We start from the raw sequence: 20,117 nt of genomic DNA on the forward strand, positions 1-20,117 counted from the left end.
TACGGGCAGGGCACGTTCGTGCCATGATTTGGTTGAGCGATCGAGGGTCGATGAGTCTGCCACGTTCAGTTCTCTGCAGCATGGTCTTACCGCCAGCAGACGCGCGGTCTGACACATCATGTAGGACAGAGACACGCTTAGCGCGAGTCGAACCTAAGATCGACGGTTTTTGCCTCGACTGCAATGAAATGGTATTCGAAGATGGTCCGTTGTCATGCTATCTTGATGAACGGATCGTGGCGCTAACTCATCGAATGCCGGGGAGCGGTGATGTGTCTTCACCATGCGCCATGCCAGGACGTCGTCGTGCCGTCCCAGGGGGTGGGCGCGCGGCTCGGATGAGCCGCATGGGCAAAGCGCAGGGGAGCAACGACATGACGTATTTGGAAGCCATCCGCGAGTCGGGAGTTGCTCGGCTCCATCTCGTCGCACGCTAGAACGGAAACGACGCCTGTGGCCAATTCAGACGAACAAATGCTTGCAGTGCTTGCATCCCTGGAGCAGTGCCGCGCCACGCTCGCGGCGACGGGCAATCGCGAATCGGCACATTTGGTCTCGGTTGCCATCCTCGACCTGCGTATGAAGCTGAACCGTCTGAGCGAGGACGATCTGAGATCGCTCTGCGATGAGATGGTTCAAGCTGACAATCCCGACAAGCTGCGCGATCCGAAGCTGCAGCCGGGTCAGCGCAGGCAGCCTTTGCTTCGAGTGGTGAAATAGCACAGTTCGATGTGTGCACAAAGGTGCATTTAGCGCATTTGTGATATGTCGTGATCCCGCGGTGATGCGCGGCTCGCGGACGAACCGGTTGGAACGGGTGGACGTGCCGCATCCGGGCGGGACTTTGCCGACGAGGCTCCGATCCGGGGACGTCGGGCTCAATCCTAGCGAAGGCCTGCAGGCGGTGATCATCGTTGAGCGCCGTAACTTCGGCACGTCTGTTGCGTATTCCCCGTATCGGCGGCAAGAAGCGTCGTGCCCCGGCTTGCGCCTGGAGGGGCGTATCGCGGGACTCGCATGATCCAGAACGTATCGATTCCGGCCGCGTTCATTGCTGGCCTGGTCAGTTTTCTTTCGCCCTGCGTGCTGCCGCTGGTTCCTCCGTATCTGGTCTATCTCACCGGCGCCACGATCGAGCACATCGAGAGCGAGGAGCCTCCGGCCGCGTCGCGCCGCGCGGTGATGATCTCGGCCGCACTGTTCGTGCTGGGCTTCTCCACCGTGTTCGTCATGCTGGGGGCGAGCGCCTCGCTGATCGGCGGCCTGATCCGGGCCTGGTCGGAGCAGTTGTCCATTCTCGCCGGCATCGTCATCATCGTGATGGGCCTGCACTTCCTCGGCCTGACCCGGATCGCGTTCCTGATGCGCGAAGGGCGGCTGCCGATCCCCAAGCCGGTCGGCCTGTGGGGCGCCTATGTCATGGGGCTCGCCTTCGCCTTCGGCTGGACGCCGTGCATCGGGCCGATCCTGGCTGCGATCCTCTCGATCGCAGCCGCGGAGACGACGGTCGCCAAGGGCGCCGGGCTCCTTGCCGTCTATTCCGCCGGCCTCGGCATTCCGTTCCTGGTCGCGGCGTTCATGATCGAGCAGTTCTCGGCGCTGTTCATGCGCATGCGTGGCCATCTCGTGAACATCGAGCGCGCGATGGGCGTGCTGATGATCGCCACCGGCATCGGCTTTCTCACCGGCGCGGTCTCGACCTTCAGCATCTGGCTGCTCGAGACGTTCCCGGCGCTGCAGAGGTTCGGCTGACGCGGCTCAATCGTCGAGCTTGCAGGTGATGGTGTAGACCACGCCCGGCGGCAGGAAGTCGACCGTGGCCTCGCCGCCGAGCTGATCGCGCGCGCTGCGCTCGATCAGGCGGGAGCCGAAGCCGCGCTGGATCGGCGCCGAGACCACCGGGCCGCCGGTCTCCTGCCACACCAGCCGCAGCCGTGCCGGCAGCTTCTTCGCGGCGTCGGCCGCGCTCGTCAGCTCCCAGGACAGATCGACCGTGCCGGTGTCGTTCGAGAGCGCGCCATATTTGGCGGCGTTGGTTGCGATCTCGTGCACGATCATCGACAGCACGACCGCGAGCCGCGGCGACAGCGCCACCTTCGGGCCGGAGATCCTGATGCGGTCGGGCGTGTTGAGGCGATAGGGCTTGAGCACGCGCTCGATCACGTCCTGCAGCTCGGAGCCCTGCCATTTCTCCTTGCTGAGCAGATTATGCGCCTCGGCGAGCGCGCCGAGCCGGCCCTCGAACTTCTCGCGCTCATGGCGGCTGGCGCTGCGGAAGGTCTGCACCGCGATCGCCTGCAGGATCGCCAGCGTGTTCTTGACCCGGTGATTGAGCTCCTCGATCAGCAGATCGTGCAGCATCTCTGCGCGCGCGATCGTCGTCGCCATCCGCACCGCGAAGGCCAGGCCGATCGCCAGCATGATGCCGCCGAGCAGGCTGGTAACGGCGAGGTTGCGCCACAGCGGCGCCACCAGCGAATCCTCGGCGATGCCGGCGCCGATGGTCCATCCAGTCAGGGTGGAATGGGTGAAGCTCGACAGCAGCGGCACACCCTCGAGCGATACGCTCGACAGCGTCGCCTCCTGCTCGCTGCGCATGCGATCGAAGACCGAGGGCGAGGCCTGCTTGCCGATCGTCTTCGTCGGATTCGGCACGCGTGCGAAGACGGTCGCCTGGCGGTCGAGCAGCGACAGGGTCCAGTCCGGGTTCGGCCGCTGCTTTTCCAGGATGGTCTGGAACATCTCGATCGGCGGGCTGAACGAGATGTCATAGACGACCTCGCCGTCGCGAAAGACGGGAACCTCGACGGTGACGATCAGGCTCTTCTTCACGACGCCGTAGAACAGGTCGGAATATTGCGGCTGCCTGGTCTCGAACACGCGGCGGGTGATCTCGCGGTTGTTGCGCGGCGGCAGGTGAGCCGTATCCGGCGTCGCCGACGAGAACAATTGGCGTCCCTCGCGGTCGGCGACCACGATCGTGCCGTTCTTGCCGTACTGCTCGAGGAAGCCCATCGCGATCGGCCGGAAGCGTTCGAAATCGCCGGTGGTCAGCGCATCGGTCAGCGCCAGCACCTGGACGCCGCCGGTCATGCGCTGCATTTCGGCATCGAGCGTCAGCCGGATGCTGCGCACCGTCTCCAGCACGCGCTGGCGGGCGTCGCTGCGGTCCTGCATGTAGTTGTGCAAGACGATCCCGCCTGCGAACAGGATGAGCGGCAGCGTGGTCCCTGCGACCAGAAGAGCAAGCCGAATCGGCAGGGAGAGTTTTGGCACGGATGCCCCGTTTGAGCTGGCGCTGCTGATTGCCGTTGGGACTGACGTCGGCTGGGGAGATGCGTCGGGCGCAGGCGAATGTATGCAGCGAGCGCATATCAGGCTGGAGCGGCTGCGTCCGCAAGGTCCCGGCGGTTGCAGCCGTTCACATCGTTGTCAGCATAGGAGAGCGGTGCAAGCGCGCCAAGCGCAATGCGCGGGGATCGTCGGTTCCCTGAGCGGCTTTGCCGCCACAGCGCCTCTCCTAAACGTTGCTCTCGGTGATGGCCGCGTACACCATCGTGCGCAGCTCGCGGCGGATCGGGTAGGCGCTCGAGGGCAGCACCTGGGTCATGAAGATCGTGATCAGCTCTTCGGCCGGGTCGATCCAGAACGCGGTGGAGGCCGCGCCGCCCCAGGCATATTCGCCGGCGCTGCCGGGGATCAGCGTCTTGGCCGGGTCCATCGTCACCGAGAAGCCGAGACCGAAGCCGATGCCGTTATAGGCCGCTTCCGCGAACATCGAGCGCGACAGCGCCGGCAGGTCGACGCCGCCGGGCAGATGGTTCGAGGTCATCAGCTTCAGCGTCTTCGGCCCGAGCAGCCTGACGCCGCCGAGCTCGCCGCCATTGAGCAATGCGCGGCAGAACGTCAGATAGTCGGCCGTGGTCGAGCACAGGCCGCCGCCGCCGGAGATGAAGTCGGGCGGGTTGAGGAAGGTGCTGGTCGCCGGGTCGTCCTGCAAGGTCAGGCCGCCTTTGCGATCGGCGGCGTGGAACGACAGGGTGCCGGCGGGATCGGCCGAGTAGCACGCCGCAAGGCGGTGCGCCTTCGCGGCAGGAACGTGAAAGTCGGTGTCGGTCATGCCGAGCGGATCGAAGATGCGCTGTTTCAGGAATTGCTCGAACGGCTGGTCGGCGATCTTGCCGATGAGATAGCCGACCACGTCGGTGGAGACCGAGTAGTTCCAGGCCTCGCCCGGCGAGAACTCCAGCGGAATCCGCGCGAGGTCATCGATCATCGACTGCAGGGTGCCGGCCTTTTCGACCGCGCCGATCTTGGCGTCGCGATAGGCGGCATCGACGTTCGAGCGCTGCTGGAAGCCATAAGTGAGGCCCGAGGTGTGGCGCAAGAGGTCGACGATCAGCATCGGCCGCGACGGCGGGCGGCTGACAAAGCCCGGCGCGGTGCCGGCGACGAATACGCCGAGATTCTTCCACTCCGGAATGTATTTCGCGACCGGCTCGTCGAGCGCAACCTTGCCCTCCTCGACCAGCATCATGAAGGCGACCGAGGTGATCGGCTTGGTCATCGAATAGATGCGGTAGATCGTGTCGTCCCGGACCGGGACCTTGCGCTCGACGTCGGCAAAGCCGAGCGAGCTCGCGTGCACGATCTTGCCGCGGCGATAGACCATCAACTGCGTGCCTGGAAAACGGCCTGCCTCGACATAGCGCCGTTTCAGGTGGGCATCGATGCGGTCGAGCGCGGCTTGCGACATGCCGACGGTTTCGGGCGAGGCGGGAGTGGGGGCGAGCATCGGCGTCTCCGCTGTCGTTCGGTTTTCGTGGCCCGCGCGGACGGCTTGCGCGAAGGCGATGGAGCTGGAGCTGGGTGATAGCGGAAAATCGCCGCGCTTCCAATGGCAGCGCCCGTCGGGCTGATGTAGCCTTCGCCGCAGGAGGACCGCCCATGACGCAATTCAACGAAGCCGAGCTCACGGATGCCGTCGTCAAGAGCTTCGAGGGGACACCCGACCCACGGGTCAAATTCCTCATGCAGGAATTGGTGGCCTCGCTGCACGACTACGTCCGCAAGACCAATCTCACGTTCGACGAATGGGCCGCCGCCATCGACTTTCTCACCCGCACCGGCCAGACCTGCACTGCGAGCCGGCAGGAGTTCATTCTGCTGTCCGACGTGCTCGGCGTGTCGATGCTGGTCGACGCCATCAATCATCGCGACCGGGCAGGGGCGACGGAGACGACCGTGCTCGGTCCGTTCTACGTCGGCGAGCACAAGGTGACGCCCCACGGCACCGACATCTCGGCGGATCTCAAGGGCGAGAAGATGTTCGTCCAGGGACGGGTGACCGATCTGTCGGGTGCCCCGCTGGCGGGCGCCACGGTCGATGTCTGGCATGCCGACGACGAGGGCTTCTACGATTCGCAGCGGCCGTCCTATGAAAGCGATGGTCCGTCGTCGCGGGCGCGCTTCATCACGGATGCGGATGGTCGCTTCTTCTTCCGCACCATCCTGCCCTGCAGCTATCCGATCCCGACCGACGGTCCGGTGGGACGGATGATCCTCGAGACGAAGCGTCATCCGATGCGCCCGGCCCATGTGCATTTCCTGGTGGACGCCAAGGGCTACGAGCCGCTGATCACCCATGTCTTCGTCGGCGGCGACGAATATCTTGACAGTGACGTCGTCTTTGGCGTCAAGGACGACCTCATCGCCCAGGTGCAACGGAGCACCGACGCCGTGATGCCGGATGGCAAGCTGGCCGTCGGGCCATGGCACTTGATGACCTATGATTTCCGCATGAAGCCGGGAGCGGGCGTGGCGCCGCGTCCGCTCGGCGCGATCGCGCCTGAACCCGCTTGATCGGGGCGCGAGCGCCGGGCTCGCCTACCAGCCGCCGTGGCGAGCCGCGAGCAGGATGACGACGGCGATCGCGAGCAGCGCCGTCGTTGCCTTCCAGAACAGCAGCGGATTGCGCTCGATCAGCGGTGTCCGGTCGCCGCCGACATAGGCCGGATTGGGGTGCCGCAGGTCGAAGACGAATTCCGAGAGGCTCTCGTAACGTTTGGCGGCGACCGGATGGACGGCGCGGCGAAGTGCGCCGTCGATCCAGCGCGGGACGGTTTGGTCATCGCCGGAGGCCGGCTGATAGCGCACCTTGCGAAACTGTGCCGGGGTTCTCGCGCGCGCCATCTGCGCGCCATAGGGCAGCCGGCCTGTCAGCATCTGATAGGCGATGACTCCGAGTGAGAACTGATCGGACCATTCGGAGCCGCCCTCGCCGAGAACATATTCCGGCGCCGTATACTGCTGGGTCCCGAGAATGCTGTCGTGGTCGGCGGCCGGGTCGGCCTCGACCACGCCGCTGACGCGTACCGATCCGAAATCGATGATCTTCACCGTCCGGGTCCGGTCGATCATGATGTTTGCAGGCCGCAGATCCTGGTGGAGCATTTCCTTGCGATGCAGCGCCTGCAGCCCGTTGGCGATCTGCTCGATGATGTCTCTGACAGTATCGAGATCGGCTTTCGGATGGTCGATCATCCATTGCGCCAGGGTCTGGCCTTCGACGAATTCGGTGACGACGTAGAGATGATCGCGGCGGCGCGTCGATGGGAAGACCTTCAGCACGTGCGGGTTGTCGATCCGCCGCGCGATCCAGTCTTCCATCAGGAACCGTTTGAGATAGGCCGGGTCGCCGCGAAGGTCGATCGAAGGCACCTTGATGGCGACGGGGAGCTCCGTCTCGACGTCGACCGCCAGATAGATGTGGCTGCGGCTGCTGGCATGGATCTCGCGCACGATCCGGTAGCCCTCGAAGATCATCCGCGCGTCCAGCAGCGGCGCCGGCGGCAGCTGCTCGGCCTGGACCGGAATCTCGGCGGCGTCGCCGGCACCGAGCTCGTCGATCCGCACGATCTGGATCGTGAGATTGTCCGCGCTGCCCTGCGCCAGCGCCTCGGCGACGATGATGCGCGCCGCCTGGTCGAGGTCGTGGGAATTCTCCTTCAACACGGTGGCGACAAAACGCTTGCCGACATGCTCGTGAACGCCGTCGGTCGCGAGCACGAAGATGTCGCCGCGCTCGATCCTGACAGCCTGATAGTCGATTTCGACCTGAGGGTTGACTCCGAGCGCGCGCCCCAGATAGCTCTGCTGCGACGAGATGATGACGCGATGATCGTCGGTGAGCTGTTCGAGCGAATGGCCGGCGAGGCGTGAGATGCGACAATCGCCGATGTGGAACAGATGCGCGGTGGCCGCCTTGATCACGAGCGCGCTGAGCGTGCAGACATAACCCTTGTCGCGGTCATAGGCGTATTGGCTGGCCCTGGTCTGGGCGTAGAGCCAGGAGTTGGCCGCGGCGATCACGCGTCGCGCCGAGGTCTTCGCCGACCAGGCATCCGGCGTACAGTAATAGTCGGTCAGGAAGCTCTTGACCGCGGACTCGCTCGCGATGTGGCTGACCTCGCTGCTGCTGATGCCATCGGCGATGGCGACCGCGATGCCTTTCAGGCTGAGCGCAGGCTCATCGGGGATCAGGGCGCCGTGGAAGTCCTGGTTGCCCGGCTTCTGCCCTTTGTCGGAATGCGCTCCGATTGTGATCCGCAATGGCATTTGGCTGTGGGGCGAAGGCGAGGGAGCCCGACCTTAGCGCGGGCGGGCTCCCAAGGGAAAATGAAATCAGGCGGCTGCGCGAACGGAGACCTTGGCATCGCGCTTCGGCTGCGTCCTGATATGGGTGGCATAGAGCGTGAGGCCGGTAAAGGAGAGGCCGCCGACGAGATTGCCGAGCACGGTCGGGATCTCGTTCCAGATCAGATAGTCCATGATCGAGAACTTCGCATGGAGCATCAGCCCCGACGGGAACAGGAACATGTTCACCACCGAATGCTCGAACACCATGTAGAAGAAGACCAGGATCGGCATCCACATCGCCAGCACCTTGCCTGGCACGGTGGTCGAGATCATCGCGCCGACCACGCCGGTGGAGACCATCCAGTTGCACAGCATGCCGCGGATGAACAGCGTCGCCATGCCGGCCGCGCCATGCGCCGCGTAGCCGAGCGTCCGGCCTTCACCGATATTGCCGATGACGGCGCCGACCTTGTCCGGCTCCTGCGTGAAGCCGAAGGTCGTCACGAACGCCATCATGAAGGCCACCGTCAGCGCGCCGGCGAAATTGCCGATGAAGACGAGTCCCCAGTTGCGCAGCACGCCTGCGATGGTCACGCCCGGACGCTTGTCGATCAAGGCCAGCGGCGACAGCACGAACACGCCGGTCAGAAGGTCGAAGCCCAGCAGATAGAGCATCGAGAAGCCGACGGGAAACAGCAGCGCGCCGATGATCGGCTGGCCGGTGTTCACATTGATTGTCACGGCGAACCACGCCGCGAGCGCGAGAATGGCGCCGGCCATATAGGCGCGGATGACCGTATCCCGTGTCGACATGAAGATCTTGGACTCCCCTGCATCCACCATCTTGGTGACGAATTCCGAGGGCGCGAGATACGACATTCAGGCTTCCTTCTGATTGTGCTTAACAACTGCCGGTTTCGCGTTGCCCGCCGGGAACGCGTTTCCCGGTGGGCACCACATGAAGCGAGCGGCGTCGAATGTCGGTGCAAGGCTGAATTGCGGGCGCATCACGACGACTGCTGGGATCGGAGCAGTTCATTGAGATCCGTCCCGAATGTCAGGCGCTAACAGCCTCAACAATCCGTCGAACCGCAGTCATCGTTGACTAATGAGTTGTTAGCAAGCCACGTGCCAATTCTGGCCACAATGCCGGTTCGTCAATTTATCCAACGCCTTAGCCGATTGCGCGGCGCGACCATGAGCGAATGTGCCGGGCGTTGAGACGGCGGCTGCTTACGGCCGTATCGCATGTGCTCATTCGGTGTGCATTGCACATATAGCAAGCGAATCGCAAAAGATACGTGCGTTTCTGGCGAAGGCAGGCGCGGACGGCTTGTTCCTAACCCGCTGAAATTGCTGCGCTCCGGCTCAGAACGCGCTTGGCACAAAGATTGAATAAGTACTCCTGACGCCATCGACGCCGTCTCCCGAAAACTCATTCATCAGCAGCGTGACAGCTCACCGGAGCCTTCTCCGGGAGTCGGCTTGCGTCCGCAGGTCGGCAAGGCGTCACGGAGACGCAAAGGATCATCCTTTCATGCCGAATTCATCCGACCTCACCCGACGTCCTGATCCGGAACAGGCGTTCGCTTCCAAGCGCGGCGCCGTGCTGGATCGTCGTGCGTTTCTTGCGGCAGGCACTGCCGCCGCGCTGGCGCTCACTTCCAGCCGTGCGCGTGCGGCCAAGCTTGAAAAGGACGAGCTCAAGTTCGGATTCATCAAGCTCACCGACATGGCCCCGCTCGCGGTCGCCAAGGAGAACGGCTACTTCGAGGACGAGGGGCTGATCGTCACGCTGGAGGCACAGGCCAATTGGAAGGTGCTGCTCGATCGGGTCATCACCGGCGAGCTCGATGGCGCGCACATGCTTGCCGGCCAGCCGCTCGCGGCGACGATCGGCTTCGGGACCAAGGCCCATATCATCACGCCGTTCTCGATGGATCTCAACGGCAACGCCATCACGGTCTCCAACGAGATCTGGGAGCTGATGAAGCCACAGGTGGCGAAGGATGCGAGCGGCAAGCCGGTGCATCCCATCAAGGCGGAGACGCTGCGTCCGGCCATCGAGAAGCTCAAGGCTTCCGGCAAGGCCTTCAAGATGGGCATGGTGTTCCCGGTCTCGACCCACAACTACGAGCTTCGCTACTGGCTCGCCTCCGGCGGCATCAATCCTGGATATTATTCCGCCGATGATACGAGCGGCACCATCGCCGCCGAAGCCCTGCTGTCGGTCACGCCGCCGCCGCAGATGCCCGCCACGCTCGAAGCCGGCACCATCAACGGCTATTGCGTCGGTGAGCCGTGGAATCAGGCCGCCGTCTTCAAGGGCATCGGCGTGCCGGTGATCACGGACTACGAGATCTGGAAGGACAATCCCGAGAAGGTGTTCGGCATCACGGCGGCGTTCGCCGAGAAGAATCCCAATACGACGCTCGCGCTCACCAAGGCCTTGATCCGTGCCGCGATGTGGCTGGACGAGAACAACAACGCCAACCGCGCCAAAGCCGTCGAGATGCTCTCCAAGCCTGAATATGTCGGCGCCGACAAGGCGGTGATCGCGAACTCGATGACCGGCACATTCGAGTACGAGAAAGGCGACAAGCGGCAGATTCCGGATTTCAACGTCTTCTTCCGCTACTTTGCGACCTATCCCTATTACTCCGACGCCGTCTGGTATCTCACCCAGATGCGGCGCTGGGGACAGATCGCGGAGGCCAAGGACGATGCCTGGTACCACGCGACGGCCAAGAGCGTTTATCGGCCCGACATCTATCTTGCGGCCGCCCAGCAACTCGTCGCGGACGGCAAGGCGAAGAAGGAGGATTTTCCCTGGCAGACCGACGGCTTCCGCGCGCCGACTGCCGAATTCATCGATGGCGTGACCTACGATGGTCGCCAGCCGAACGCCTATATCGACAGTCTCAAGGTCGGGCTGAAGGGCAAGCAGAAGATCGAAGGCAACAAGATCATCGGCGGATGAACGGTGGCAGGGCCACAAGTCCTGGCGGTCCACACCCGGTCCCTGTCTCGCATTCTGAAAGATGAGCAATGGCAATTGTCGGAGACTACGTCGATGTCGACGCCGCCGCGGAGCAGCGCGCGCGCAAGGAGCGAATTTTCGCGCGGATCAACGCCGCCGCGAGCTATCTGAATATCGTCGGTCTAGGCTGGCTCGCTCCATTGGCGCGGATGGCGGCCGGCGACAGTATCAAGCCGCAATTGAAGGAGCTCCGGCAGACGCTGCTCGTTCCGTTGCTCGGCATAGGCCTCTTCCTTGCTGCGTGGGGTTGGGTCGCGCCCCACGTGAAGACGTCGCTCGGCGCCATTCCGGGGCCAGCCGAAGTCTGGGGTCAGGCCAAGAATCTCTACGCCGATCATGTGGCCGAACGCGCCAAGCAGGCCGCCTTCTACGAACGGCAGGAGGCACGCAATGCCAAGCTGATCGCGGACGGACGGGCTGATGAGGTCAAGCAGCGAAGCTACGCCGGAAACCCGACCTATTTCGATCAGATCCTCACCAGTCTGCTGACTGTTGCCGTCGGCTTCGTCGTCGCTACGGTGATCGCGGTTCCGCTCGGCATCTTTTGCGGACTTTCGAAGACCGTGAACGGTGCGCTCAATCCACTGATCCAGATATTCAAGCCGGTGTCCCCGCTGGCCTGGCTACCGATCGTGACGATGGTCGTATCCGCTCTCTACACCAATCCGACCGAATACCTGCCGAAGTCGCTGTTGATCTCGGCCATCACCGTGACGCTCTGCTCGCTGTGGCCGACGCTGATCAATACGGCGCTCGGGGTCGCGTCGATCGACAAGGACCTGCTGAACGTCGGCCGTGTGCTCCAGCTCCCGACCCATCGCACGATCACGAAACTGGTGCTGCCGAGCTCGCTGCCGCTGATCTTCACCGGGTTGCGTCTTTCGCTGGGGGTGGGCTGGATGGTCCTGATCGCCGCCGAAATGCTGGCGCAGAACCCGGGTCTCGGAAAGTTCGTATGGGATGAATTCCAGAACGGCTCGTCACAGTCGCTGGCGCGGATCATCGTGGCGGTGCTGACCATCGGTATCATCGGCTTCCTGCTCGATCGGGTGATGTACGCGCTGCAATCCGCCTTCACCTTCTCGAGTCAGCGCTGAGGTGGCCGTCATGTCATTCCTGTTGTTGAAGGGCGTCAGCAAGAGCTACGGCGGCGGCGATCGCAAGCTCGACGTGTTGTCCAATCTCGATCTCGAGGTCGAGGAAGGCGAGTTCGTTGCCATCGTCGGATTTTCCGGCAGCGGAAAATCGACGCTGATCTCGGCGATTGCGGGGCTGGTTCAGCCCGATGCCGGCGAGATCACACTCAAAGGCAAGCCGATCTCCGGGCCAGGGCCCGACCGCGGCGTCGTATTCCAGTCCTACTCGCTGATGCCATGGCTCACGGTGCGCGGCAACGTCGCGCTCGCCGTCGATCAGGTGTTCGCCGGAGAGACCAGGGCGGCGCGGTCGGCAAGGGTTGACCGGTATATCGCAATGGTCGGGCTGTCGCATGCGGCGCAGCGCCTGCCGTCCGAGCTGTCAGGGGGCATGCGGCAGCGGGTAGCCGTCGCCCGCGCGCTCGCCACCGGACCGGAAATTCTGCTCCTCGACGAGCCGCTTTCTGCGCTCGATGCGCTGACTCGGGCGCGACTTCAGGACGAGATCGTCGAGATCTGGTCGCGTGACAAGCGCACCGTCGTGCTGATCACCAATGATGTCGACGAGGCCATTCTGCTTGCCGACCGCATCATTCCGTTGCTGCCGGGGCCGAAGTCCACGCTCGGACAGAATTTCAAGGTCGACATTCCGCGCCCGCGCCAGCGCTCGTCGATTAACGAGGACGTGCGCTTCAAGCAGCTGAGGCAAGCGGTGACGAGTTATCTCATGGACGCGGCCGCCGGCCGGACGCCGGACAAGGCCGCTGGCCGCTCTCTGCCCAATGTGGTGCCGATCACCCAAATGGAGAAGCCGCCCCCGGCCTACCAGCGCGCGATCAGCTCGGCGCCCTACCAGTCCGACCGCTACCTGGAATACTCACAGCTGTCGAAGGTCTATCCGACCCCGAGCGGTCCGCTCACCGTGGTCGACAATTTCGACCTGAAGGTGCGCAAGGGAGAATTCATCTCCGTGATCGGTCATTCGGGATGCGGCAAGTCGACCGTGCTCTCGATGACCGCCGGGCTCAACGATGTCACGCTCGGCGGCATCATTCTGGATGGTCGCGAAGTCTCGTCGGCCGGTCCCGACCGAGCCGTCGTCTTTCAGTCGCCGTCGCTGTTTCCGTGGTTGACCGCGCGTGAGAACGTGGCGCTCGGCGTCGACAGGGTCTATCCGCATGCGACGCCCAAGGAGCGCAACGACGTCGTCGACTACTACCTCGAGCGCGTCGGCCTCGGCGACTCGCTCGACACGGCGGCTGCGTCGATGTCCAACGGCATGCGACAGCGCGTCGGCATCGCGCGCGCCTTCGCTTTGTCTCCGAAGCTGCTGTTGCTCGACGAGCCGTTCGGAATGCTCGACAGTCTCACCCGTTGGGACCTCCAAGAGGTCCTGATGGAAGTCTGGCAGCGCACGCAGGTGACAGCTCTGTGCGTGACCCACGACGTCGATGAAGCAATTCTGCTGGCCGATCGCGTGGTGATGATGACCAACGGTCCCAACGCCCGCATAGGTCACATTCTCCAGGTCGACATTCCGCGACCGCGCACGCGCAAGGCCTTGCTGGAGCATCCGGACTATTACCGCTACCGGCGCGAGGTGCTCGATTTCCTCGAGGCCTATGAACACGGTTCGAAACCTGAGCCGGGCCCCGCGGTCCCGTCGCATTCAGGCACCCAGGCTGCATGACTGCCGGACGCCGGATCGAACCGCCGTCCGCCTTCAGACGACCAACGAGGCCCGATAGCTGCATCGAAGGATTTCCCATGACGCCGTCTCAGATCGCATTGGTTCAGGACAGTTTTGCCAAGGTCGCGCCGATCTCCGATCAGGCCGCGACCATCTTCTACGATCGCCTGTTCGAGGTCGCGCCGCAGGTGCGTGCGATGTTTCCGGACGACCTCACCGAGCAGCGCAAGAAGCTGATGGCGACCTTGGCGGTCGTGGTGAATGGATTGACCAACCTGCCTGCGATCCTGCCGGCGGCAAGCGCGCTCGCCAAGCGCCACGTCGATTACGGCGCCAGGCCGGAGCACTATCCGGTGGTCGGCGCCGCGCTGCTGTGGACGCTGGAGAAGGGACTCGGCGACGGCTGGACGCCCGAGGTCGCCGCCGCCTGGACCGCGGCCTATGGCACGCTGTCCGGCTACATGATCGCGGAAGCCTATGGCAAGGCGCAGGCGGCGGAGTAGGCGCTTTGAGTGAACCGCTCGTCATCGTCGGCAACGGCATGGCCGCTGCAAAGCTGGCGGAGGAATTGTCGCAGACCGTGCTCGGCCGCTACGCGATCGCCGTCATCGGCGAGGAGCCGCGGCTGGCCTACAACCGCGTGCTGCTGTCGTCGGTGCTGGCCGGCGAGGCCGCGTCCCACGAGATCGAGCTCAAGCCGGCATCCTGGTGGCGCGAGCGCGGCGTGACGTTGAAATACGGTGCGCGCGTGACCGGCATCGATGTCGGCCGCCGCGAGCTGCAGATCGAGAACGATGAGAACGTGGCGTTCTCGCGCCTGGTCCTCGCTACCGGCTCGCTGCCGCTGCGGCTGCCGGTGCCGGGCGCCGATCTGCCGGGCGTGCACACGTTCCGCGACAGCCGCGACACCGACGTGCTTCTGGCGCTGGCGGCCAAGAAGGGCCGCGTCGTGGTCGTCGGCGGCGGGCTGCTCGGGCTGGAAGCGGCCTATGGCCTGGCGCGCGCCGGCGCCAAGGTGACGCTGCTGCATCTGATGGACCGGCTGATGGAGCGGCAGCTCGATGCGCCGGCCGCCGCATTGCTCAAGTCGCTGGTGGCGCGCAAGGGCATCGAGGTTCTGCTCAATGCCAGCACCGCTTCCATCCACGGCAACGGCCGGGTCGAAGGCGTCGAGCTGGCCGACGGGCGCCGCCTCGCCGCGGACGCGGTGATCTTCGCCGCCGGCATCCGGCCGAATGTGACCTTGGCAAAGGAAGCGGGGCTCGCCGTCAACCGCGGCATCGTCGTCGACGACGCGATGCAGACCTCGGCGCCCGGCATCTTCGCGCTCGGCGAATGCGCCGAGCACCGCGGCACCTGTTACGGGCTGGTCGAACCGGCCTACGAGCAGGCGCGGGTGCTGGCGCAGCATCTGGCCGGACGCAAGGCGGCCTATGGCGGCAGCGTCGTCTCGACCAATCTGAAAGTGTCGGGGGTGTCGGTGTTCTCGGCCGGAGATTTCGTTGGTGCCGAGGGCAGCGAGACGATCGTGCTCAACGATGCCAGGCGCGGCATCTACAAGAAGCTCGTCATCGCCGACGGGCGCCTCACCGGCGCCGTGCTGATCGGGGAGACCAGGGATGCTCTGTGGTATCGCGACCTGATCCGCAGCCGCGAGCCGGTCGCGGCGATCCGGACCGAGATGATGTTCGGCCGCGCCGCGGCGCGGCCACGGGCAGCGTGAGAGAGGGGGCCTCGCACGATGACGACTGTTGATCCCAAGTTGCGCACGGTGCGCACCGCCTGTCCGTATTGCGGCGTCGGCTGCGGCGTGCTCGCCACGCCCGACGGCAGCGGCGGCGCGGCGATCTCCGGCGATCCGTCGCATCCGGCCAATCTCGGCCGGCTCTGCTCCAAAGGCTCGGCGCTCGGCGAGACGCTCGGGCTCGAGAGCCGGCTGCTCTATCCGATGATCCGCTGCAAGGGCGGCATGGAGCGGGTGGCGTGGAGCGATGCGCTCGATCACGTCGCGACCCGCCTCAAGCACATCGTCGCCCGCGACGGCGAGGACGCCGTGGCGTTCTATCTCTCGGGCCAGATGCTGACCGAGGACTACTACGTCGCCAACAAGCTGATGAAGGGTTTTCTCGGCTCGGCCAATGTCGACACCAATTCGCGGCTGTGCATGGCGTCGTCGGTCGCCGGCCACCGCCGCGCCTTCGGCGCCGACACCGTCCCCGGCACCTATGAGGATCTCGATCGGGCCGATCTGCTGGTCTTCGTGGGCAGCAACGCCGCCTGGTGCCACCCGGTGCTCTACCAGCGCATGCTGGCCAACAAGCAGACGCGCGGCGCCAGGTTCGTGGTCATCGATCCGCGCCGTACCGACACGGCTGAAGAAGCCGACCTGTTCCTGGGATTGAGGCCCGGCACGGATGCGGCGCTGTTCTCCGGCCTGCTGGTGCATCTCGCCGACAACGGCGCGCTCGACGGCGACTACATCGCGCGCCATACGTCTGGCTTCGACGAGACCCTGGCGCGCGCGCGCAGCCTTGCCGGCAGCACCGCGGCGACCGCGCTCGCCACCGGTCTGTCCGAGCCCGATGTCGCCGCCTTCTTCAAGCTGTTCCGCGACACGCCGGAGGTCGTCACCCTCTATTCTCAGGGCGTCAACCAGTCGGCGCAGGGCACCGACAAGGTCAATGCGATCCTCAATTGCCATCTCGCCACCGCGCGCATCGGCAAGCCCGGAATGGGGCCGTTCTCGTTGACAGGCCAGCCCAATGCAATGGGCGGCCGCGAGGTCGGTGGGCTCGCCAACCAGCTCGCCGCGCATATGGGCTTCACGCCGCCGGACATCGACCGTATCAGACGCTTCTGGAAGGCGCCCGATATCGCCACCCACGAAGGGCTGAAGGCGGTCGCGATGTTCGAGGCGATCGCGCGCGGCGAGATCAAGGCGCTGTGGGTGATCGGCACCAATCCGGCGGTGTCGCTGCCGGACGCCGATCTGGTCCGCTCAGCCTTGAAGAAGCTCGAGCTGCTGGTCGTGTCAGAGAACGTCCGCTCCAACGACACCGTCGATGCCGGCGTCCATGTGCTGCTGCCGGCGCAGGCCTGGGGCGAGAAGTCGGGCACCGTCACCAACTCCGAGCGCCGCATCTCGCGCCAGCGCGCCTTCATGGCGCCGGCCGGCGAGGCCATGCCGGACTGGTGGATCCTCAGCGAGGTCGGCAAGCGGCTCGGCTTCGCTTCCGCCTTCAACTACACGTCCGCCGCGGACGTCTTCCGCGAGCACGCCGCGCTGTCGGCGTTCGAGAACGATGGCAGCCGCGACTTCGACATCGGCGCGCTGGCGAGCCTCAGCGACGACGAGTACGACACGATGGCGCCGGTGCAGTGGCCGGCGCGCGCGGGCAAGCCGCCCGCGCCGCGTTTCTTTGCCGACGGCGCCTTCTTCACCGGCGACCGCAAGGCGCGCTTCGTCGCGCCGGAGGTGCCGGCGCTGCGCAGCGAGACCAATGCGGCGCGGCCGCTGCGGCTGAACACCGGGCGCATCCGCGACCAGTGGCACACCATGACGCGCACCGGCTTGAGCCCGCGGCTATCAGCGCATCTGCCGGAGCCGTTCGTCGAGGTGCATCCGGACGACGCGCTGCGCTACGGCCTGATGCATGACGGCTTCGCCAGGGTGACGACCGAGCACGGCCGGTGCATCCTCAAGGTCGTTGTCAGCGAGCGCCAGCAGCGCGGCATGCTGTTCGCGCCGATCCATTGGAACGCGACGAACTCCTCGCATGGCCGCGTCGGCGCGCTCGTCGCCTCGCACACCGATCCGTTCTCCGGCCAGCCCGAGGCCAAGGCGACGCCGGCCGCGATCAGTCCCTATGAGTACGTCTTCCGCGGCTTCATCCTGTCGCGCAGCGAGCTCGCGCTGCCGTCCCATCTGTGGTGGGCGCGGGCGACGGTGCAGGGCGGCTTCGGCTATCTGTTCGCTGACAATGGCGACCTCATGCGCTGGCCGGCCTGGTTCAAGGCGCGCGCCACCGACGACGTCACGGATTACATGGATGTCGGCGGCGGCGTCTATCGCGCCGCGTCCTTCGCCGGCGACCGCATCGAGACCTGCGTCTTCGTCGGACCGGGCCATGACGCCGGCGACTGGAACGTCGTGAAGACGATGTTTTCAGCCGATCGTCTCGACGACGACCAGCGCCGCATGCTGCTGTCCGGCCGCGCGCCCGACGGCGTCGGCGGCGGCCCGATCGTCTGCGCCTGTTTCGGCGTCGGCCGCGACACCATCTGCGATGCGATCGCCGCCGGCGCGCGCACGCCCGCCGCGGTCGGCGCGCAGCTCAAGGCCGGAACCAATTGCGGCTCGTGCATTCCGGAGATGAAGCGGCTGATCGCGCAGACGCCGGCGCAGGCCGAGGCGTCGGTGAAGGTGGCGAGCTAGTTCAACACAGTCATTGCGAGCGCAGCGAAGCAATCCAGAGTCCGCGACGGCCCTGGATTGCTTCGTCGCCTGCGGTTCCTCGCAATGACGGCAGTGGCCAATCGACGCCGCGCGTCGCCTCCTCTATGCTCGCCGCCATGAAGCATAAGACATTCGGAACCGGCGGCGCCGGCGTGTCCGTGATCGGGCAGGGCACCTGGTATCTCGACCACGCCGACCGCAGCCGCGCCATCGCCACGTTGCGGCGCGGCCTGGATCTCGGCATGAGCCACATCGACACCGCGGAGATGTATGGCGATGCCGAGCTGGTCATCGCCGAAGCCATCGCCGGCCGCCGCGACGAGGTGTTCCTGGTGTCGAAGGTGCTGCCGAGCAACGCCTCCCGCCGTGGCACCATCACCGCCTGCGAGCGCTCGCTGAAGCGGCTGAAGACCGACCGGCTCGACTGCTATCTGCTGCATTGGCCGGGCTCCGAGCCGCTCGCGGAGACGGTGGCGGCGTTCGAGGAGCTCAAGGCCGCCGGCAAGATCGCCTCCTGGGGCGTCAGCAATTTCGACGTCGACGATCTCGACGAGCTGCTGGAGGTCGCAGGCGAGGGCAGGATCGCCTGCAACCAGGTGCTCTACCATCTGCAGGAGCGCGCCATCGAGCACGCCGTCATCCCGTGGTGCGGCCAGCACGGCGTCGCGGTGGTCGCCTATTCGCCGTTCGGCCATGACGACTTTCCGGAACGCCGCAGCGCCGGCGGCGAGGTGCTGCAGCGGATCGCGGAGCAGCACGGCGCGACGCCGCGCCAGGTCGCGCTCGCCTTCCTGACGCGGGCGTCGTCGCTGTTCGCGATCCCCAAGGCGTCGCGGCCCGAACATGCCGAGCAGAATGCGGCGGCCGGCGACATCGAGCTCACCGCGGCCGAGATCGCCGCGATCGACCGCGCCTTTCCGCGCGGGCCGAAGCCGCGTGGGCTGCCCATGCTGTAGCGCAGCATCACGGAAAATTACGGATGTTTGCTACCTCGGCGCGTAGCCAGCGCATATCGGCTGCCCGCTTTCCATGGGTTGTCCCGCGGCCGTGATTGGCGTTTTGTCGCCACTCACCGAATCGTCGCTTCTGCCAACCTTCGAGTTCGACCGTGACCCCGCCCCCGAGTGCGGCCGCCGCCGCGCGCCTCGACGACGTGCCGACGTCCGTGCAGGACAAGCCGCAGGCCCGGCGCAAGCGCGCGCCCGCCCGCGCCGACCGGCCGTTCCGCGGCATTGCGCTGATCCTGCTGTCGACCGTGTTCCTCGGCACCTCGGACGTGACGGCGAAATATCTGTCGAAGACGCTGCCCTCGATCGAGATCACCTGGATCCGCTTCGTCGTATTCGCACTCATCATGGTGCCGGCGATGATCCCGGGCTCGCCGCTGTTCGCGATGCGCACCGCGCAGCTCAAGTTTCAGTTGCTGCGCGGCGTCGCGCTGCTCGGCTCGTCGCTGATGTTCATCACCGGTTTACGCTACCTGCCGATCGCCGAGGCCTCCGCCACCGGCTTCGTCGCGCCGCTGTTCGTCACCGCGCTGTCGATCATCTTCCTCAGCGAGAAGGTCGGCCTGCGCCGCTGGGTCGCCACCGCGGTTGGCCTGTTTGGCGTGCTGGTGATTCTTCGCCCCGGCACCGGCGCGTTCCATCTTGCTGCGCTGTTTCCGATCGTCTCGGCCTTCGCCTGGGCCTGCACCCTGATCATGACGCGGATGATGAGCGGGCGCGAGCACGCGATCACGATCATGACCTATTCGTCGATCGCCGGCGTCTGCGTGCTCTCGGCCATCGTGCCATTCGTGTGGACCACGCCGTCCTGGCAGGACATCGGCTTCGGCGTGCTGGTCGGCGTCGCCTCGACCATGGGGCAGTGGATCGTGGTGCTGGCATTCCGCTATGCCGACGCCTCGGTGCTGGCGCCGTTCTCCTACACCCAGTTGCTGTGGGTCAGCATCCTCGGCTTCCTGGTGTTCGGCGAGGTGCCGGACGTCTGGACCATCGTCGGCGCCGCCTTCATCGTTTCCAGCGGCCTCTACACTGCCCATCGCGAGCGCGTCCGTCGCTCGCAACTGCTGCAGGTCGCCGGCGAGAGCTCGCCGAATCCGTGAGCCATCGGTCGCACGTCCCCAGGCCATTGCGGGGGGCGACTTTTCGGGTG

The 20,117-nt window shown here is 65.3% G+C and carries 15 protein-coding genes; 11 read left to right on the forward strand and 4 right to left on the reverse strand.

Annotation, left to right across the window (positions count from 1 at the left end; translation table 11 throughout):
* Positions 1-474: 474 nt before the first annotated feature.
* Positions 475-720 (forward strand): hypothetical protein, encoded by a 246-nt coding sequence (locus ACQR1H_RS00855; RefSeq protein WP_315802553.1) that lies wholly within the window; start codon positions 475-477, stop codon positions 718-720.
* Between the two features lie 297 nt (positions 721-1,017).
* Entirely contained in the window at positions 1,018-1,752 is a 735-nt protein-coding gene (locus ACQR1H_RS00860; protein ID WP_315802516.1) for a cytochrome c biogenesis CcdA family protein, read from the forward strand.
* A gap of 6 nt (positions 1,753-1,758) precedes the next feature.
* Here ACQR1H_RS00860 and ACQR1H_RS00865 read toward each other — a convergent pair whose 3' ends face one another.
* Positions 1,759-3,276, reverse strand: coding sequence for an HWE histidine kinase domain-containing protein (locus ACQR1H_RS00865; RefSeq protein WP_315802517.1), 1,518 nt, complete (start codon positions 3,274-3,276; stop codon positions 1,759-1,761).
* Positions 3,277-3,520: 244 nt separating this feature from the next.
* Positions 3,521-4,795 (reverse strand): serine hydrolase domain-containing protein, encoded by a 1,275-nt coding sequence (locus ACQR1H_RS00870; RefSeq protein ID WP_434906977.1) that lies wholly within the window; start codon positions 4,793-4,795, stop codon positions 3,521-3,523.
* A gap of 152 nt (positions 4,796-4,947) precedes the next feature.
* Here ACQR1H_RS00870 and ACQR1H_RS00875 point away from each other — a divergent pair, with 152 nt between their 5' ends.
* A complete protein-coding gene (locus ACQR1H_RS00875) occupies positions 4,948-5,862 on the forward strand; it encodes an intradiol ring-cleavage dioxygenase (RefSeq protein ID WP_434906978.1) in 915 nt (304 codons plus the stop codon).
* Between the two features lie 24 nt (positions 5,863-5,886).
* Here ACQR1H_RS00875 and ACQR1H_RS00880 read toward each other — a convergent pair whose 3' ends face one another.
* On the reverse strand, positions 5,887-7,617 hold the full coding sequence (locus ACQR1H_RS00880; RefSeq protein WP_434906979.1) for a protein kinase domain-containing protein: 1,731 nt from the start codon (positions 7,615-7,617) through the stop codon (positions 5,887-5,889).
* A gap of 66 nt (positions 7,618-7,683) precedes the next feature.
* The gene (locus ACQR1H_RS00885) at positions 7,684-8,517 is read right to left on the reverse strand and encodes a formate/nitrite transporter family protein (protein WP_316239039.1); all 834 of its coding nucleotides are present in this window, start codon (positions 8,515-8,517) and stop codon (positions 7,684-7,686) included.
* 658 nt (positions 8,518-9,175) lie between these two features.
* Here ACQR1H_RS00885 and ACQR1H_RS00890 point away from each other — a divergent pair.
* The 8 genes from ACQR1H_RS00890 to ACQR1H_RS00925 all read left to right on the forward strand — a co-directional run bounded on the left by ACQR1H_RS00890 (position 9,176) and on the right by ACQR1H_RS00925 (position 20,067).
* The gene (locus ACQR1H_RS00890) at positions 9,176-10,618 is read left to right on the forward strand and encodes a CmpA/NrtA family ABC transporter substrate-binding protein (RefSeq protein WP_434846967.1); all 1,443 of its coding nucleotides are present in this window, start codon (positions 9,176-9,178) and stop codon (positions 10,616-10,618) included.
* 68 nt (positions 10,619-10,686) lie between these two features.
* Complete coding sequence (locus tag ACQR1H_RS00895) at positions 10,687-11,775, forward strand: ABC transporter permease (protein WP_316239040.1); 1,089 nt, start codon at positions 10,687-10,689, stop codon at positions 11,773-11,775.
* A 10-nt stretch (positions 11,776-11,785) separates the two neighbouring features.
* Entirely contained in the window at positions 11,786-13,504 is a 1,719-nt protein-coding gene (locus ACQR1H_RS00900; protein ID WP_434906980.1) for an ABC transporter ATP-binding protein, read from the forward strand.
* 77 nt (positions 13,505-13,581) lie between these two features.
* Positions 13,582-14,007, forward strand: coding sequence for a globin family protein (locus ACQR1H_RS00905; RefSeq protein WP_316239042.1), 426 nt, complete (start codon positions 13,582-13,584; stop codon positions 14,005-14,007).
* 5 nt (positions 14,008-14,012) lie between these two features.
* The gene (locus tag ACQR1H_RS00910; RefSeq protein ID WP_434839704.1) at positions 14,013-15,227 is read left to right on the forward strand and encodes an NAD(P)/FAD-dependent oxidoreductase; all 1,215 of its coding nucleotides are present in this window, start codon (positions 14,013-14,015) and stop codon (positions 15,225-15,227) included.
* 18 nt (positions 15,228-15,245) lie between these two features.
* On the forward strand, positions 15,246-17,939 hold the full coding sequence (locus ACQR1H_RS00915) for a nitrate reductase (protein WP_434906981.1): 2,694 nt from the start codon (positions 15,246-15,248) through the stop codon (positions 17,937-17,939).
* A 137-nt stretch (positions 17,940-18,076) separates the two neighbouring features.
* Complete coding sequence (locus tag ACQR1H_RS00920; protein WP_434906982.1) at positions 18,077-18,916, forward strand: aldo/keto reductase; 840 nt, start codon at positions 18,077-18,079, stop codon at positions 18,914-18,916.
* A 197-nt stretch (positions 18,917-19,113) separates the two neighbouring features.
* Positions 19,114-20,067 carry a DMT family transporter gene (locus ACQR1H_RS00925; protein WP_434882248.1) on the forward strand — a complete coding sequence of 318 codons (954 nt, stop codon included), beginning with the start codon at positions 19,114-19,116 and terminating at the stop codon, positions 20,065-20,067.
* The last annotated feature ends 50 nt before the right edge of the window (positions 20,068-20,117 follow it).

It is taken from the genome of Bradyrhizobium sp. HKCCYLRH2015, from assembly GCF_051168215.1.
Classification (GTDB): domain Bacteria; phylum Pseudomonadota; class Alphaproteobacteria; order Rhizobiales; family Xanthobacteraceae; genus Bradyrhizobium.

Coding starts and splice junctions, on each gene's coding strand:
- ACQR1H_RS00890 (WP_434846967.1), top strand. CDS start 9,176: ATGCCGAATTCATCCGACCTCACCCGACGTCCTGATCCGGAACAGGCG.
- ACQR1H_RS00855 (WP_315802553.1), top strand. CDS start 475: ATGCTTGCAGTGCTTGCATCCCTGGAGCAGTGCCGCGCCACGCTCGCG.
- ACQR1H_RS00870 (WP_434906977.1), bottom strand. CDS start 4,795: ATGCTCGCCCCCACTCCCGCCTCGCCCGAAACCGTCGGCATGTCGCAA.
- ACQR1H_RS00875 (WP_434906978.1), top strand. CDS start 4,948: ATGACGCAATTCAACGAAGCCGAGCTCACGGATGCCGTCGTCAAGAGC.
- ACQR1H_RS00900 (WP_434906980.1), top strand. CDS start 11,786: ATGTCATTCCTGTTGTTGAAGGGCGTCAGCAAGAGCTACGGCGGCGGC.
- ACQR1H_RS00860 (WP_315802516.1), top strand. CDS start 1,018: ATGATCCAGAACGTATCGATTCCGGCCGCGTTCATTGCTGGCCTGGTC.
- ACQR1H_RS00880 (WP_434906979.1), bottom strand. CDS start 7,617: ATGCCATTGCGGATCACAATCGGAGCGCATTCCGACAAAGGGCAGAAG.
- ACQR1H_RS00905 (WP_316239042.1), top strand. CDS start 13,582: ATGACGCCGTCTCAGATCGCATTGGTTCAGGACAGTTTTGCCAAGGTC.
- ACQR1H_RS00885 (WP_316239039.1), bottom strand. CDS start 8,517: ATGTCGTATCTCGCGCCCTCGGAATTCGTCACCAAGATGGTGGATGCA.
- ACQR1H_RS00920 (WP_434906982.1), top strand. CDS start 18,077: ATGAAGCATAAGACATTCGGAACCGGCGGCGCCGGCGTGTCCGTGATC.
- ACQR1H_RS00895 (WP_316239040.1), top strand. CDS start 10,687: ATGGCAATTGTCGGAGACTACGTCGATGTCGACGCCGCCGCGGAGCAG.
- ACQR1H_RS00915 (WP_434906981.1), top strand. CDS start 15,246: ATGACGACTGTTGATCCCAAGTTGCGCACGGTGCGCACCGCCTGTCCG.